Consider the following 15,586-nt stretch of genomic DNA (forward strand, 5'->3'; position numbering starts at 1 on the left):
ACCAATTGCTCGAAACAAGTAAGATAAACGTGCGCTTTTTGCAGGAGAAAAATTCCTGTTTAATGCCGGCACAATATAAATAAGCATTGGATTTATTCGTCTGAATATTTTTTCTCGTTGTAATCCCACAGCCACCAACTCAATGCGAAGCCACAGGTTGGAAATAAAGTAAGTGAAATAAAAACCTTGGCAAAAAACAGTCTTCTCAAAAGTGCAGATTGGAGAACCTGTTGAATGGAAAAATTATTATCGAGAAAAGTGGTGATGAACACATACAAAATAGCGACGGGAAGCCCCCAGAAGAAAATTCCGTAGATAATCATATAGCGAAACTTTCCCAATCTTCTGATTCTCGCCCACTTTTCTCTCTGCTTCGGATTCATCGCTGTGGCTCCTCTACGATCAGACCCTGATTGATTAACACAAGCAGTTCTTCAAAAGCTTTTAAGCATGAAAGGTTACGCGTTCATTTAGCTGTAGCTACAATAATGCTGGATAGAGAGTTTCCATAAACGTGGAAGCCGGCTCAAAACCGTTCTTGACAACTGCGCTGCTTGCTGATTAGGGTACGGGCCGGCAATCTAACTGCCTCGTATCTTATCAGTTAACCCAGGCGAATCAATACTAGGTTTACCGCGTAGATTTAACAGGGATTGCTCTCTATTACTAAAGGAATACCTATCCAACCGCTTCTAAGTTAACAAATAAAAAAGCCCGTTTGTTTAAATAAACGGGTATTGGAAAATTTATTTAAATGTGGGGTAAATAACTAGCCCACAGAAGCGGAAAGCGGTTGATTCAGCGCGTCTTTGAGCAACTGCGCTTTATCGGTTTGTTCCCAAGGTAGGTCGATATCAGTGCGTCCCAAATGACCGTAAGCAGCAACTTCTTGGTAAAAACGACCGCCGCGTTCAGCCGGCAGACGTTGCAAATTAAAGGTTTTGATAATTCCAGCCGGACGCAGCTCAAAATGCTCTTTCACAGCTTCCAGCAGCTGGTCTTCATCAACGTTGCCGGTGCCAAAGGTTTCAATCATCATACTTACGGGGCGTGCTACGCCGATTGCATAACTGAGTTGAACTTCACACTTTTCTGCCAAGCCGGCGGCAACGATATTTTTAGCCACATAGCGAGCGGCATAAGCGGCGCTGCGGTCTACTTTTGTGGGGTCTTTGCCGGAAAAAGCGCCGCCGCCGTGCCGGGAATAGCCACCATAAGTATCTACAATAATTTTGCGACCTGTGAGACCTGAATCTCCTTGAGGCCCGCCGATCACAAATTTGCCGGTGGGGTTGACTAGGAAGCGAGTTTCTGCATCTGGCTTCACGTCAATGTCTGCAAACACCGGCTCGACCACTGCTGTCCACAAATCTTCCTTGATCTTGGCCTGAACCTCTGCCGTATCCGTAATTTCCCCAATTGAAGCCGTGTGCTGTGTGGAAATCAGAATCGTGTCGATGCCTACGGGGCGTCCATCTTCGTAAACAACCGTGACTTGCGTTTTGCCATCGGGACGCAGGTAAGGCAGATCGCCGGTTTTGCGAACTGCTGCCAGCCGACGGGAAATCCGGTGGGCGAGACAGATGGGCAAAGGCATCAGTTCCGGGGTTTCGTTGCAGGCAAAGCCAAACATGATCCCTTGATCACCGGCACCCACTGCGTCTAAAGCATCATCGCTGGATTCCTCGCGGGTTTCTTGAGCGGTGTTGACGCCTTGGGCGATGTCAGGAGATTGTTCGTCGAGGGCAACGAGCACTGCACAGCTATTTGCAGAAAAGCCGTTGTCGGCATCTGTATAGCCGATGTCGGCAATTTTTTTCCGGGCTAGAGCCACGAAGTTCACCTGAGCTTTCGTGGTGACTTCGCCGGTGATCAGCACTAAGCCGGTGTTGACCACAACTTCTGCGGCAACACGGCTAGAGGGGTCTTGAGTGAGCAGGGCGTCTAAAATAGTATCTGAGATTTGGTCACAGATTTTATCAGGATGCCCTTCGGTAACGGATTCGGAGGTAAATAGGTAGCGACGTGTCAAGGATCAGTCCCCCTTAAATAGTGGCTAGGCAGACAACGTGTGTTTAAACTGATAAAACTTCACTCAGCGCGAGCGAGGTTCAGGAGATGATTTTTATTTCATCAAGTTGCGCGATCGTAACATTAGCGGCTTCTAAATGGCTAGCTTTTGGTGTCTTCCAGCAGATGCCGATGCTGCCGGCGGCCCCGGCCCGTTTGGCCATTTCGATATCCGCCAGGGAATCGCCAACCATCAAAGTTGACGCCGGTTCAACGCCTAAGGTTCGGCAGACATTTAAAAAGAGAGACGGGTCTGGTTTGCTTGGCCCTTCATCAACACCCATTTTCACTTGAATGTAGGGTTCTAGTTGATGATCTTTGACAAACTTCTGCACCCTTTGTGTGCTGGCTGCTGAGAGAATCGCCAGTTTCAAACCGGCATCTGAAAGGAACTTTAGCACCTCTAGAGAGCCGGCAAATAAAGGCGACGGGGCAAATGTTTTGAACATTTGGTCGGCTTCTTCAAATGAGCGACGCGTAATTTCAAGAGATTCTAACCACCCTCGTCCTGTCTCAGCGATATAAGCGGCGGAGGCAATTTCATTTTCCCGCCGGCTGCCAACGGCTAGTAAGCCAGTGGGATCGAGACGAGCTCCATTAATGCCGAACGCCATCAACAAGGGTTCTCCAATTCCGGGAATTTGAGCATCTAGCATCCGCGCTCGTTTCTGGCCCAAATTTCTTAAAAAATCTTCTGAATCTTCTAGCGTCCCGTCTTTATCAAAAATAACAGCCTGGATATTTTTGAATGTGACATTCCCACACTGAATTGTCGTCAAACGCTCAACTCCCATCGATCACAAACATGACCCCCATATAAAAAAAGAGGGATTATTCCCTCAATCGCGCAGCGCGGCTTGTTATCAAGCCTGCTGCACGGTTCTTCAGGCTCAAGAATCTACACCTCTTCAGCGGTGATTAATTCCTCCTCTGGGGCTGCCTCTACTTCTGGGGCTGCCTCTGCCTCTGGGGCTGCTTCTACTTCTGGGGCTGCCTCTACCTCTGGGGCTGCCTGTGCCTCTACCTCTGGGGCTTCTTCTGCCGCTACCTCTGGCAGATCCTCTTCAGATTCAGAGGTGTCGCTGCCTGGTGAAGCCGACTGCTGTTGAGATTGCTGTTGGGCTTGCTGTCTATTCCGCATCTGTTCGCGGAACTTGGCAGCCATCTCCTCAGCTTTCTCATAAACCATATCGGGATTTTTCACCATGTCACCCGGTTCGGGTTCCAGTTGTTTGGTAGAAAGGGAAATGCGGCCTCGTTCTGCATCCAAGTCAATGATCATCACCTTCACTTCATCATTGACATTGAAGACGCTGTGCGGCGTATCGATGTGATCGTGAGAGATTTCCGAAATGTGCAATAACCCGCTGACGCCTCCAATATCGATAAAGGCACCGTAAGGTTTAATTCCGCGAACATTACCGATGACGACTTCGCCAACTTCAAGCCGGTTCATCTTGCGCTCAACCAGTGCTCGGCGGTGGCTCAGAACTAGCCGGTTGCGGTCTTCGTCTACTTCCAAGAATTTGAGGGGGAGTTCTTCTCCAACCAAATCTTCCTTAGGCTTGCGGGTGCTAATGTGAGAACCGGGAATAAATCCACGCAATCCTTCAATGCGTACCAGCGCACCGCCTCGGTTCGTCGCAAAGACGCTAGAACGAACTGTGGCATCTTCTGCTTGCAACTGGCGCACTCGCTCCCACGCCCGCATATACTCAATCCGCCGGATTGACAGAGTTAGCTGTCCATCCTCATTTTCATCGGTGAGGATGAAGAATTCACGGGTTTCGTTAGACTGCAGGACTTCTTCCGGAGCGTCAACCCGGTTGATTGACATTTCTTGGATAGGGATGTAAGCCGCTGTTTTTGCACCGATGTCAATCAGAGCGCCCCTTGGTTCTAGACTGAATACTGTACCTGCTACCACATCACCGGGGCTAAAGTGATAGTCGTATTTGTCGAGTAGGGCTGCAAAATCTTCGTGGGTAAAGCCAACATCTTTGACGGGTGTTTTCTGATTGACCATGCGATTGGTTTCCTAGGACTTAATCTCCGTAGTTTAATTTGCCTCCTGTGGATGTACATACACCTTTGGACGGTGCAGTTTACATCTACATCGCTCCAGCCTCTTTTTTGGCAGAGCCAATTGCGATGCTTGAAGCTTAGACTTGATATTATAACTTGACTATATGCTCCTGAACAGCTTTCCTGCCTTCTCTGTCGCGAAATGAGGCAGATCAATTCTAAATTTTAGAATAAATGTTCAAATTGGGGACACAGGACTCAAGCCTCTTAGTTGAGGGGAGTGAAGCCAGAAGTTGAGGTTTCCCAACCGCTAGAATCTCCTGATTGCGGACACACACCCGTCAGGGGTTTATCTATTTTTTCTGGTTCCCCATCTGAAATTTGTTGGTTCTGGAGATGATTTAAGGTGTCAACAAAATCTCGAATGCCTTGGAACTGGCGATAAACTGAGGCAAATCGAATATAGGCAACTTCGCTAATAGATTGGAGTTGGCGCAACACCAGTTCGCCAATTTCGCCACTGCTAACTTCTCTGGCTGTTTGCTGCTGCAATTCAGCTTCGAGTTCATCGACGAGTTCTTCGAGCCGCATGGCAGCAATGCCGGTTTTTTCGCAAGCTCGAACGATACCTCTCAGTAATTTAGAACGATCAAACGACTCGCGTTTGCCATCGCGTTTAATGACTGTAATCGGTACAAATTCTATGCGTTCGTAAGTTGTGAAGCGATGCTTGCAATCCAAGCATTCCCGGCGTCGCCGCACACTTTGGCCAGATTCGGCTGAACGCGACTCTAAAACGCGACTGTCTGTATGTTGGCAGAAGGGACACCGCATGATTAGCTTTCTCGGCAGTCGGCACTGGGCGTAAATGGCAAAACCTGAGCCGGCAACAAAAGCTGTTAGCTAGATAATCATGCTCTAACAACAGCTTTTAACGGCTCAGGTGAGTTCAAAAAACTTTCAGGCTTACTTCTTGTCAGTGGTATCGATCCGGGGTGGTTCGCGAAACGCAATCGCAAAAAAGAGCAACCCAATCGTCAAAGTAAGAATCAAAATGTAAGCAACGCTTTCCATATTAGAAGTTCCTGCTCCTTTCGTTAACTAACATTTTAGCAAGGGAATGGGTCTGTTAATTCCAGAATTTTGAGTTTTCAGTAGTGGGTGAACCAAAACTGAAAACTCAAAATCGGAAACGTTTTTAGACTACTTCCTTTCTGCGGGTTGATCTGTCTCCTAGTTTTTGGAAGAGACCGAATTCCACTTGTTCTTCATCAAGGTCTGGGTCAATACCGGCAAACACATCGCGGAACAGTGTCCGAGATCCGTGCCAGAGGTGACCGAAGAAGAACAGCAGGGCAAAACAAGCGTGCCCGTAGGTGAACCAACCACGAGGGCTAGTCCGGAACACACCATCAGCGTCAACGCTTTCGCGATCAAAATCGAAGGGTTCGCCTAGCTGAGCCTTACGAGCATACTTCTTCACCGTGGCGGGGTCATCAAAGCTTTGACCGTCAAGTGAGCCACCGTAGAAGCTGACAGTCACACCGGCTTGCTCAAAGCTGTACTTAGATTCAGCGCGGCGGAACGGAATATCAGCGCGAAGGATGCCATCTTTATCGGTCAAAATGACCGGGAAGGTTTCAAAGAAGTTGGGGATGCGGCGAACGGTTAGTTCCCGACCTTCGCTATCTTTGAATACTGGATGGCCTAACCAAGTGGTTGCCAGACCATCTCCACTATTCATCGCTCCAACACGGAACAGACCACCTTTAGCCGGGTTGTTGCCGACATAGTCATAGAATGCCAGTTTCTCAGGAATTTCTGAGTAGGCTGTTTCTATGCTGTTGCCGCTAGCTAAGCTGGATTGAACGCGTCGGTCAATTTCTTGGTGGAAGTAACCGCTATCCCACTGATAGCGGGTAGGGCCAAACAGTTCAATGGGGGTGGCGGCGTTGCCATACCACATTGTGCCGGCCACCACAAAGGCTGCGAAAAATACGGCGGCAATACTGCTAGAAAGCACAGTTTCGATGTTCCCCATCCGCAAGGCGCGGTAAAGCCGCTCTGGTGGGCGAACGCTCAAGTGGAACAAACCGGCAATAATCCCAACAATGCCAGCCGCAATGTGGTGAGCAACAATGCCCCCCGGATTGAAGGGGTTAAAGCCTTCAGGTCCCCACGACGGGGCCACGGCTTGCACGCTGCCAGTTAACCCATAAGGGTCAGACACCCACATACCAGGGCCAAATAAGCCCGTCAGGTGGAAGGCACCGAACCCAAAGCAAAGAAGACCAGATAAGAACAGGTGGATGCCAAACATTTTTGGCAGATCCAGTGCCGGTTCGCCGGTGCGTGGGTCTCTAAACAGTTCTAGATCCCAATAAACCCAGTGCCAGCAGGCAGCTAGGAACAGCAAACCAGACAGGATGATGTGAGCGGCAGCGACGCCTTCAACGCTCCAGACACCCGGATCAACTGCTGTTGCGCCAGTTACGCTCCAACCCCGCCAAGAGTCGGTTACGCCCAGACGAGCCATGAAGGGCATGACGTACATACCCTGACGCCACATCGGGTTCAGGACTGGATCACTGGGGTCAAAGATTGCCAGTTCATACAAAGCCATAGAACCAGCCCACCCGGCCACCAGGGCAGTATGCATGAGGTGGACAGAAATCAGGCGGCCTGGGTCGTTCAGAACGACTGTGTGTACTCGATACCAGGGTAGTCCCATTGACTACGCTTCCTCCTCCATGAGAGATGTCTACTTGAACGCTATCTTTCAGTCTTGTGTTTAAGTGCTAAAGTCTTAAATCTGCTTGAGGCTAGCCGGCTGAACAAGAAACTTGTTTGCCAGACCGCATGGGCAGGCATGACAGTGCGTTCTCGAAATATGAGTAGTATTTAAAGAAGTGTAACCATTGAGTGACCCTATTGCAAGCAATTTGACAGGGATAGTGCCGGCACCGCCAGCCTACTGAGTATGGTTAACACTGTTATATTTGCTCATTGGTGCCGGTGGGTTCTACAATCGCCCCTCCTAATTGGCACGTCGCACCGGCAGCACAAAGTCGCTCAACGACTTGATCGCCGCTGATCAAGCGTTTTAATACGACTTGTCCGATGTTCTTGGCTATCGGTTCGCCCGGTTCTGGAGCAATCGGTTTCACTTCCACCATCAAAACCGCATCTTCCACGCGATAGAGCCACATTCTTTCCTCTGGCTCCATCAGACAAAGATCCATTTGCTCAATTTTGGGTTGACGCCGCCAAGCCATTTCGTTCCACAGACCCTCGGCTCCCCAGACTCGACCTATCGTCCATCCATCTGATAGAAAAAAGTATTTCACAGATTTTCGTTGCCACCGTGTTTTTTGGAATTATGCCCTTTTAAGGGACACCGTTGTGCAAGATACCTGTTCTTTGGGTGTGGTTAGTCATTTTAAGGTAAAGCCCTCACAGGATGTGAAGGGTGGTACCGGCTTCCTCTTTCACCGGCAACGACAGATCAGAGTAGAGGTGCCGGCAGCAGCCTTCCAAGTCCCAAAACTTCTAAACCTTCGCCTTGACATTCTTTGCGGCATTGCCCTCTTTATTGTGATACGTTGGGCCATTCGCCCCAGTCCACTCCCTAAGTTTCAAGGCGATGATCTCAACGATCTTTACCTGATTGACGACAGGTAGATGACAACTTGTTGACGAATTTAGCGCGTTTAACTGTAATTGAGCGAGTACGAAACTGTTTGCACTCTATTTAAAACCTGCTAAACTTCTAATTTAAGAATATCTATTTCAGAAATATTTATAAATATTAAATACTTTAATTTTACGGGTTTACTAACAGCAGCAACTTTGGCAGCTAGTAGCTTCGGTTTCTCATTTCCTGTTAGTGCAGAGTCGGTTATTCTAGGAAATTGTGGGAAGCAAAGCTGCGAGGATCTTCTAGAGCAATTACGCAAACAGTGGCCAGAACAAATCAGCCAATACGAAGCAAACTGTCAAGACAACAACACCCTTGGCTTGCAAGTATTTGCCAATGAGGGCGAAGCGAGAAAAGTGATGGTTGCCTGTTGGGGAGAAAAGCAGCCAGATGGTTCTAGGTCTGGAGATTTCTTAGCCGTTTTGCCGATTCCTGGGGAAGAAGCGACTTTTGGGAGTTCGTGGTCTTGTAGCGAAGGCGAATGCTTGGATATTTTAGAAAAGTTACGGGAGCGCTCTCCAGATAAAATTAAAAAATATGAAACTAAATGTGGAATGGAAGCGGGGACTTTAAACTTATTGATTTCTCAAGAAGAAGCTAATAAAAAAGTAGAAGTTCAATGCTATTTTTTTAGTGCTTATTTAATCGATGACAATGGAGATGGAGTGGCAGAAGGTGATCGGCAAACAGGTGTTGACATCATTTTAGATACCTTTTCTTGGCCAAAATAGCCACTCAAAAATATTTATTGTGACACCGGCATCTTATTTGGAATACGGGCAGCCCCGATTAACAACAGCTAATTTGACCCTCACCAGCAGAAACATTCCCCATTGCCCCAATCCGACTACCTGTAGCCGGAAAGGAACAACCTTTGGTTACGGTGGGAGCGAGCGGTACTTTACTGCCCTTGTATGATTAGATACGGGTGAATCAGGCAAGTACCGATTACGGAGGGATGGATGACAATCAAGCGGTTGCTTTTAGGTGCTCTGACAATACTGGCGCTCTTCCTAGTCAGCGCTTCTCTCGTACAAAGCTGGAACCAACCCCAGATTCAAAGCCGGCTGGAACTGTACCAAACCAATCTCATACTCCATGCCGCAGAGTGGCGAGGGGATAGCGATCAAGCAGCCGGCGTAGAAAATGCCCGCAAGACGCTAATCGGTGATGATGCCTTTGAAACAGCGCTCAAACAGTATCAGGAAACACGCCAGTCAGCGCAGAAATCTCTGGAAACCACCCAACAGCAACTCGAACTCGCCCAAACAGCGGCAATCCCACCGGCACCAAAGCCGCCGGCACCAGAGAATCCGCCGGTTAAAACCGCTGTGCAATCTCCGCAGCAGTTGCAGGCATCGATTGATCGGCTAGATAAATTAATTGATGAACTTGATTTGCGGATCGGTGTTTTGCAAGCGCACAAAGCTCAAACAGAAGCCGCACTCACAACTTGGACAGGAATAATCGAGCGATCCAGCAACCGCCCTATTGCTCAACCATTCGTTACAACAGCCGGCGTGTTGCGCGAACTGTGGAACTCCCGCATCTTACCCGACGCTGAGCCGCAGATCCAACAGAATCTCGATGGGTGGTTTCGCTATCAAGCATTATCCCGCCTTTACGAATTGCAGGAAAGCTCGAATGTGCTGGCAACGCTGCAAGCAGAGGAACAAGAAGTTGCCCAGCAAGCAGCAATAAAATTAGCAATTATTGGGGGAATTCCGACGATAGGCTTCTTTGTAGGAGTTGGCTTACTGATCTTTTTGCTAGCACAGCGGGTGGTGAAGGGAAAAGAATCCCTGCTGGCTCAGCATGGGGAGCTTTCTTGGGAAACGCCTTGGGATGCTGAGACGATTTGGCAGGTTCTAATCGTCGGTTTTTTCTTTGTGGGACAAATTGTGGTGCCACTGAGCTTAGGGCTATTGAATTCGGCACTAGACATCAACCCTGCAACTCTCGATGTACGCTCTAAAGCTTTCTACATTCTCGCCAGTTACGTGCTGCTGGCATCGGGAGGGCTTTTGGTAATTTATTTATCTGTCAAGCCTTATTTGCCGCTGCCAGAAAGTTGGTTTCGCTTTGATTGGCGCGGAAACTGGTTTTTGTGGGGACTCGGTGGTTACTTGGTGGCTTTGCCGCTGGTGGTTGTGGTGTCCCTGATTAACCAACGACTATGGCAAGGACAAGGGGGTAGTAATCCGATTCTTCCCATTGCTTTGGAAGGAAAGGACAACGTAGCCTTAGCAATATTTTTCTTAACGGCATCCATTGGTGCGCCGGTGTTTGAGGAACTCATGTTCCGGGGGTTTCTGCTGCCCTCTCTAACGCGGTACGTGCCGGTGTGGGGCGCGATCGCAGCCAGCAGCTTGTTATTTGCAATCGCTCACTTGAATGTATCTGAAGTGCTGCCTCTGGCAACGCTAGGCGCAGTCTTGGGATTTATTTACACTCGCTCGCGCAATTTATTGGCTCCGATGCTGCTTCATAGTCTGTGGAACACCGGCACCTTACTAAGCTTGTTTATTTTGGGTAGCGGTTCTAAATAAGCGCCGTTTTCATCTAATATCCCAGTTGAAAAATAAGGTAAAAGTGTCTTCTGTTTCTGTTGCAAACGCTACATATCCCAAAAAAAATCTGCTAATCTATCGGTGCTGCTCAACTGATTTGTAGCCGAGGAACCGAAAAATAGTCTAACTTGCCTTAGTTTATTTTCAAGCAGCTACAGATTCACCCCAATTTCTCCTCAAATCCGGGATATTGCGCGTTTTTTTTAGGACTTAACTCAAAAGTTCTCTAAGTAAATTTGCTGTTGGTTAAAGAGGAAAAATAATAGAATTCTCGCTATGTCTCGAGGGAACGAGCAGGAGTCATCAGCGAACTTGCTTTCTACCTGAAAAATGAACCAGACACAGGGGTAGGAGCAGAAAAAAGCAAAATTGAGGAAGACAGAGGGACAAGGAGTGGCAAAATCAAAATGAATCCTGAGCAGGAAAGCTGGATTTTAACTGAACAATGAGAAGCCAGCCGGTGAGGCAACGGGAGCATAAAGCAGGATGAGAGTTTTAATAAATAATCCCACTTTATTTTTTGTTAAATTTAAAATATTGATTTATATTTTACAGTAATTTCAGGCTATCTTTCAATTAAAGCGTGGGCTACTTCCGTGAGGCGGCTCTATTTCATATCCTGAAAAAATAAACAGCAGTTAAATAAAAGCTTTTCAAAGCAGGGCACCTGCTGCAGAGACCTTTCACAAAGCTTTTACAAAGACGCTCCGTGATTTATAAATTGTTGGCAGGGGAAACGCATTGCCGGCCCTGTGCAACGCTTTACGCAATCTGAATTCAATATGCAGCGAAACAACCATCCTATCTATCTGCCGCAACTAAACGAAGTCATTGACCGAAACCCTCTAATTGTTGCCCCTCAAACGCCCCTCATAGAGGTGATAGCACTGATGGGACAACTCCGCAGCAGCTGCCCGCTTGAAAGCCTCAATCCATCCCTCGACGTTGACACCATGCAAGCGGGTTTAGTGGGAGAAGCGAGGGCCAGTTGTGTCCTGATCAGAGAACCCAGACAAGCGGGAACACCGGCAGGCGAGGTTTTGCAAGGGATCTTTACTGAACGGGATCTTGTGCAGCTAATCGCTTCTGGAAAATTGAACTCTTCCGAGTGTTCTCCCTTAACCCAGATTCCTATCGCTGAGGTTATGACTCAACCGGCGATCACCCTCAAGGAATCTGAGGCTCAAGATATCTTCACATTGCTACTATTGCTGCGTCAGTACCGAATTCGCCACTTGCCCGTTACAGACAAGCTGGGTCAGTTAATTGGGGTCGTAACGCCGGAAAGTATCAGGCAAGCCATGCTGCAACCGGCTAACCTTCTAAAAATGCGGCGAGTGGACGAAGTGATGAACGCTGAGGTGATTCAAGCGCCGGTGAGTGCATCCGTCCTGAGTCTCGCCCAACTGATGAGCAAACATCGTGTCAGCTGTGTCGTCATTACCGAGGAACGGGAAATGCAAAACAGCGGCAATTCTCGATTCCCCCTACCCTTAGGAATTGTTACAGAGCGAGATATCGTGCAGTTTCAGGCATTAGAGCTAGATTTGTCACAGTTGCCGGCTCAAGATGTGATGAGTTCGCCCCTATTTTGTCTGCAACCCCAAGATTCCTTGTGGGTAGCCCATCAAGAGATGCATCAGCGCTATGTGCGGCGCTTGGTTGTCGCCGGCAGCCACGGAGAACTGCTGGGGATCGTCACCCAAACAAATGTCCTGCGGATGCTCGATCCAATGGAAATGTCTGGCGTCATTGATGGCTTGCAAGTCGCGGTTGAACAGCGAACCGGCGAACTCAAAGAGGCACTCGCTGAACTCAACGAAACGATCGCTCGATTAGAAAATGAGATGGCCACCCGCGAGCGAGCTGAGCAGCGCTTGCGCTTGCTGGAATCGGTCGTCGTCAACGCCAACGACGCCATCATTATTATGGATGCGGGGTGCGATGATGCCTCAGACCCCAAAATTGTTTATGCCAACGAAGCGTTCACGCAGCTAACGGGATACCAACCCGAAGAAATTATTGGCAAAACGCCGAATATTTTGCGCGGGCCAAATAGCGATCCTGAGCAAATCGCCAAAATCCGCACCGCCTTGTCACACCGGCAGCCGGTGCGCGTGGAATTAATTAACTATCGCAAAGACGGTTCTGAATATTGGGTCGAACTCAACAGTGTCCCCGTCACCGATCAACAGGACAACTTAACCCACTGGGTGTCTGTGCAGCGCAACGTCACTGAACGCAAACGCATGGAACAAGCACTCTTTGAAGAAAAAGAACTGGCGCAAGTCACGTTGCAATCAATCGGCGATGGCGTCATTACCACTGACGCAGCGGGCCGAATAGAGTCACTCAACCCAGTGGCTGAACATCTGACGGGTTGGTTAAGCGCTGACGCAAAAGGCTTACCCTTAACCCATGTCTTTCAGATTGTTAACGAAATCACACGCTTGCCGGTGGATAATACCGCCGAGATTGCCTTGCGTGAAGACAAAGTGGTCGAGATTATGAACCACAGTGTCTTAATTGCCCGTAATGGCCACGAGTGCGCGATCGATCATTCTGCTGCCCCCATTCATGCCAGTGATGGTTGCATTATCGGTGCAGTTCTCGTTTTCCGAGACAGTACCCTAACGCGGGATATGGCACGCCAATTATCCTGGCAGGCGAATCACGATGCACTTACGGGTTTGGTCAACCGGCGCGAATTTGAATATCAATTAGAACAAACTATTTTTAAGGTTAAAACCGACAGTCAATCGCACATCCTGTTATATCTGGATCTCGACCGATTTAAAATTGTTAACGATACTTGCGGTCACGTTGCCGGTGACGAATTGCTGCGTCAAGTTAGCCAGCAATTTAAAAGTAGAATTCGCAAAACTGATACTTTAGCGCGTCTGGGCGGTGATGAATTTGCCGTACTGCTTTACCAATGTTCAGAGGCGCAGGGTTTACAGGTTGCTGAGTCTCTTTTGCAGAGCATTCAGACATTGCGCTTTGTGTGGCAAGATAAAACCTTTTCCATTGGGGTCAGTATTGGTTTAGTTGCGATTAATGCTGAAACGCAAAGCATCTCGAGTGTTTTGTGTGATGCTGATACAGCCTGCTACACCGCCAAAGATCAAGGCCGCAATCGTATCCACATCTACCAAGCCAATGACCACGAATTAGCCCAGCATCGCGGCGAAATTCAGTGGGTTGTAAAAATTAATCAAGCGTTGCAGAACAATCTGTTCTGCCTTTACCATCAGCCAATTATCCCGGTTGCCAATCCCAGCGCCAATGTAGAACATTATGAAGTATTCGTGCGCCTGCAAGATAAGACGGGGCAGATGTTTTCACCAATGGCATTTATCCCAGCAGCGGAGCGCTACCATTTGATGCAAACGATTGACCGCTGGGTTATCCGCACACTTTTCGCTCATTTATCAACGCTCATAACTCACGGTTCAGGAACAAGCCGGCAGGAGGAATACCTACTGGAAAAAGCCCAACAAACTTCCAACACAAAAGAGAGTTTGTATGCCATTAATCTCTCAGGCTCTAGTATTCATGACGAGCAGTTCATTGACTTTCTTAAAGAACAGTTTTTTCTCTATAAAATCCCCCCGCAAAAAATCTGTTTTGAAATTACGGAAACAGTTGCAATTGCGAACTGGACGAAAGCCGGGGATCTGATTCAGTCGCTTAAGGAAATGGGCTGCCGGTTTGCTTTAGATGATTTTGGCAGTGGGATGTCTTCCTTTGCCTATCTCAGACATTTACCACTTGATTTTCTGAAAATAGATGGCAATTTTATTAAGAAAATAGTAGAAAATCCAATAGATTTAGCGATGGTAGAATCGATTCATCGAATTTGCAATGTGATCGGAATTCAAACCATTGCTGAATGTGTAGAAAGTGAAACAGTTTTAAAACAAATCACCCAAATAGGAATTGATTACGCTCAGGGTTATGGCATTGCGAAACCGGAGCCGTTTAACCTCACAAATTTGGCCGGCTCAGAAGATGTGCTGGGGGAGTTTCCCCTGAATAAATTAATTTGTGAGGCAAAACTCCTTTGCTAAAGACGCTCGAATTGAACCGAGTGGGGTTTTATTGCATCAAAACCACCGCATCCCGTCCAGAAGCTTTAGCCTGGTAAAGTGCCTTATCAGCCGCTAAAATCAGCGTCGCCGATAAGGAGCTAGGGACGGGGATTACGCTGCCAACGCCTAAACTTACGGTAATGTACTTGCTAGCTGTAGAAGTGGCGTGAACAATTGCCAGCGCTTCCACTCGCTTGCGGATAGATTCAGCCACCTGCACCGCACCGGCAGCTTCAGTGTTGGGCAAAATCACCGCAAACTCTTCTCCTCCATAACGTGCCACTAAATCGGCAGGACGCCTCACCGACTCCGTAATGGCACGGGCAACCTGCTGCAAACACTCATCACCGGCTTGATGGCCATAAGTATCGTTGTAGGCTTTAAAAAAATCAACATCACACATGATTAGAGACAGAGAAGCCTGCTCTCGCGCCAGTCGCAGCCACTCTTTCTCAAACCGCTCATCAAACAAACGCCGGTTGGCTACTTGGGTTAAACCATCAAGAGAGGCAAGCCGGCGCAACTTTTGATTAGCCGCCTCTAATTGTTTATAAAGATGGGATTGTTGAATCAGACGCCGCACCCGCTGACGCAACACTGCCCAGTGAATCGGTTTAGTGACGTAATCACTCGCGCCCACCTCAAACGCCCGATCCACCGACTCAGGATCGTCCAGACTGGTAATGATCAGCAGCGGTGTCCGATCACCCCCAGGCAAGGCTTGCAGGTGTCGGCAGCAAGTAAAACCATCCATCACCGGCATCACCGCATCCAACAGGACAATATCCGGCTGCAGGTGATTGTAATCGGCTAAAGCTTGCTCCCCGTCAGTTGCCTCTGCCACCCGGTAGCCTTCTTTTTCCATTGCGCGTCGCAGTAGCATTCGCGTGGTTCGATCGTCCTCAACCACGAGGACAAGAGGGGGTTCATTCTCTAGAGAAATTGTTGTATCAGGGGCAAATTGCTCGAACATAGCATCGTAGAAGAACTAGGGCTAGGGAAGAATTAGAAATGGCTTTTTTCTTCGGCAGCAATCAAAAAGTTTAAAGACTCATGAGCTGACTTAATCGGGTCGCAATCAAAAGCGGCAGAGCAGTAAAGATGTTAAGGAAATCGCAAAATATTCTCCAGAG

13 protein-coding genes are annotated in these 15,586 nt (G+C 48.3%); 4 read left to right on the top strand and 9 right to left on the bottom strand.

Annotation, left to right across the window (positions count from 1 at the left end):
* Positions 1 to 92 precede the first annotated feature (92 nt).
* From H6F56_RS04435 to H6F56_RS04470, 8 genes are all read right to left on the bottom strand, one after another.
* Positions 93 to 383: a hypothetical protein gene (locus H6F56_RS04435; protein ID WP_190665637.1), complete on the bottom strand. Its 291-nt coding sequence runs from the start codon at positions 381 to 383 to the stop codon at positions 93 to 95.
* Between the two features lie 386 nt (positions 384 to 769).
* The gene (gene metK / locus H6F56_RS04440) at positions 770 to 2,032 is read right to left on the bottom strand and encodes a methionine adenosyltransferase (protein ID WP_190665638.1); all 1,263 of its coding nucleotides are present in this window, start codon (positions 2,030 to 2,032) and stop codon (positions 770 to 772) included.
* A 79-nt stretch (positions 2,033 to 2,111) separates the two neighbouring features.
* Positions 2,112 to 2,849, bottom strand: coding sequence for an HAD family hydrolase (locus H6F56_RS04445; RefSeq protein ID WP_190665831.1), 738 nt, complete (start codon positions 2,847 to 2,849; stop codon positions 2,112 to 2,114).
* Between the two features lie 119 nt (positions 2,850 to 2,968).
* The gene (locus tag H6F56_RS04450) at positions 2,969 to 4,096 is read right to left on the bottom strand and encodes a 30S ribosomal protein S1 (protein WP_190665639.1); all 1,128 of its coding nucleotides are present in this window, start codon (positions 4,094 to 4,096) and stop codon (positions 2,969 to 2,971) included.
* 266 nt (positions 4,097 to 4,362) lie between these two features.
* Positions 4,363 to 4,929 (bottom strand): transcriptional regulator NrdR, encoded by a 567-nt coding sequence (gene nrdR / locus H6F56_RS04455; RefSeq protein ID WP_190665640.1) that lies wholly within the window; start codon positions 4,927 to 4,929, stop codon positions 4,363 to 4,365.
* Between the two features lie 132 nt (positions 4,930 to 5,061).
* Positions 5,062 to 5,169: a photosystem II reaction center protein T gene (locus H6F56_RS04460; protein ID WP_190665641.1), complete on the bottom strand. Its 108-nt coding sequence runs from the start codon at positions 5,167 to 5,169 to the stop codon at positions 5,062 to 5,064.
* Positions 5,170 to 5,293: 124 nt separating this feature from the next.
* Positions 5,294 to 6,826 (bottom strand): photosystem II chlorophyll-binding protein CP47, encoded by a 1,533-nt coding sequence (gene psbB, locus H6F56_RS04465; protein WP_190665642.1) that lies wholly within the window; start codon positions 6,824 to 6,826, stop codon positions 5,294 to 5,296.
* A gap of 262 nt (positions 6,827 to 7,088) precedes the next feature.
* A complete protein-coding gene (locus tag H6F56_RS04470; RefSeq protein WP_190665643.1) occupies positions 7,089 to 7,442 on the bottom strand; it encodes a hypothetical protein in 354 nt (117 codons plus the stop codon).
* A gap of 55 nt (positions 7,443 to 7,497) precedes the next feature.
* Between H6F56_RS04470 and H6F56_RS04475 the strand changes: the two genes are divergently transcribed.
* From H6F56_RS04475 to H6F56_RS04490, 4 genes are all read left to right on the top strand, one after another.
* On the top strand, positions 7,498 to 7,776 hold the full coding sequence (locus H6F56_RS04475; RefSeq protein WP_190665644.1) for a hypothetical protein: 279 nt from the start codon (positions 7,498 to 7,500) through the stop codon (positions 7,774 to 7,776).
* A gap of 168 nt (positions 7,777 to 7,944) precedes the next feature.
* Positions 7,945 to 8,523 carry a hypothetical protein gene (locus H6F56_RS04480; protein ID WP_190665645.1) on the top strand — a complete coding sequence of 193 codons (579 nt, stop codon included), beginning with the start codon at positions 7,945 to 7,947 and terminating at the stop codon, positions 8,521 to 8,523.
* A 231-nt stretch (positions 8,524 to 8,754) separates the two neighbouring features.
* Positions 8,755 to 10,341 carry a type II CAAX endopeptidase family protein gene (locus H6F56_RS04485; protein WP_190665646.1) on the top strand — a complete coding sequence of 529 codons (1,587 nt, stop codon included), beginning with the start codon at positions 8,755 to 8,757 and terminating at the stop codon, positions 10,339 to 10,341.
* A gap of 803 nt (positions 10,342 to 11,144) precedes the next feature.
* On the top strand, positions 11,145 to 14,432 hold the full coding sequence (locus H6F56_RS04490; protein ID WP_190665647.1) for an EAL domain-containing protein: 3,288 nt from the start codon (positions 11,145 to 11,147) through the stop codon (positions 14,430 to 14,432).
* 28 nt (positions 14,433 to 14,460) lie between these two features.
* On the opposite strand, the gene H6F56_RS04495 is transcribed toward H6F56_RS04490, so the two are convergent.
* Positions 14,461 to 15,426 (bottom strand): response regulator, encoded by a 966-nt coding sequence (locus H6F56_RS04495; RefSeq protein WP_190665648.1) that lies wholly within the window; start codon positions 15,424 to 15,426, stop codon positions 14,461 to 14,463.
* Positions 15,427 to 15,586: the final 160 nt, after the last annotated feature.

It is taken from the genome of Microcoleus sp. FACHB-672, assembly GCF_014695725.1.
Lineage (GTDB): Bacteria > Cyanobacteriota > Cyanobacteriia > Cyanobacteriales > Oscillatoriaceae > FACHB-68.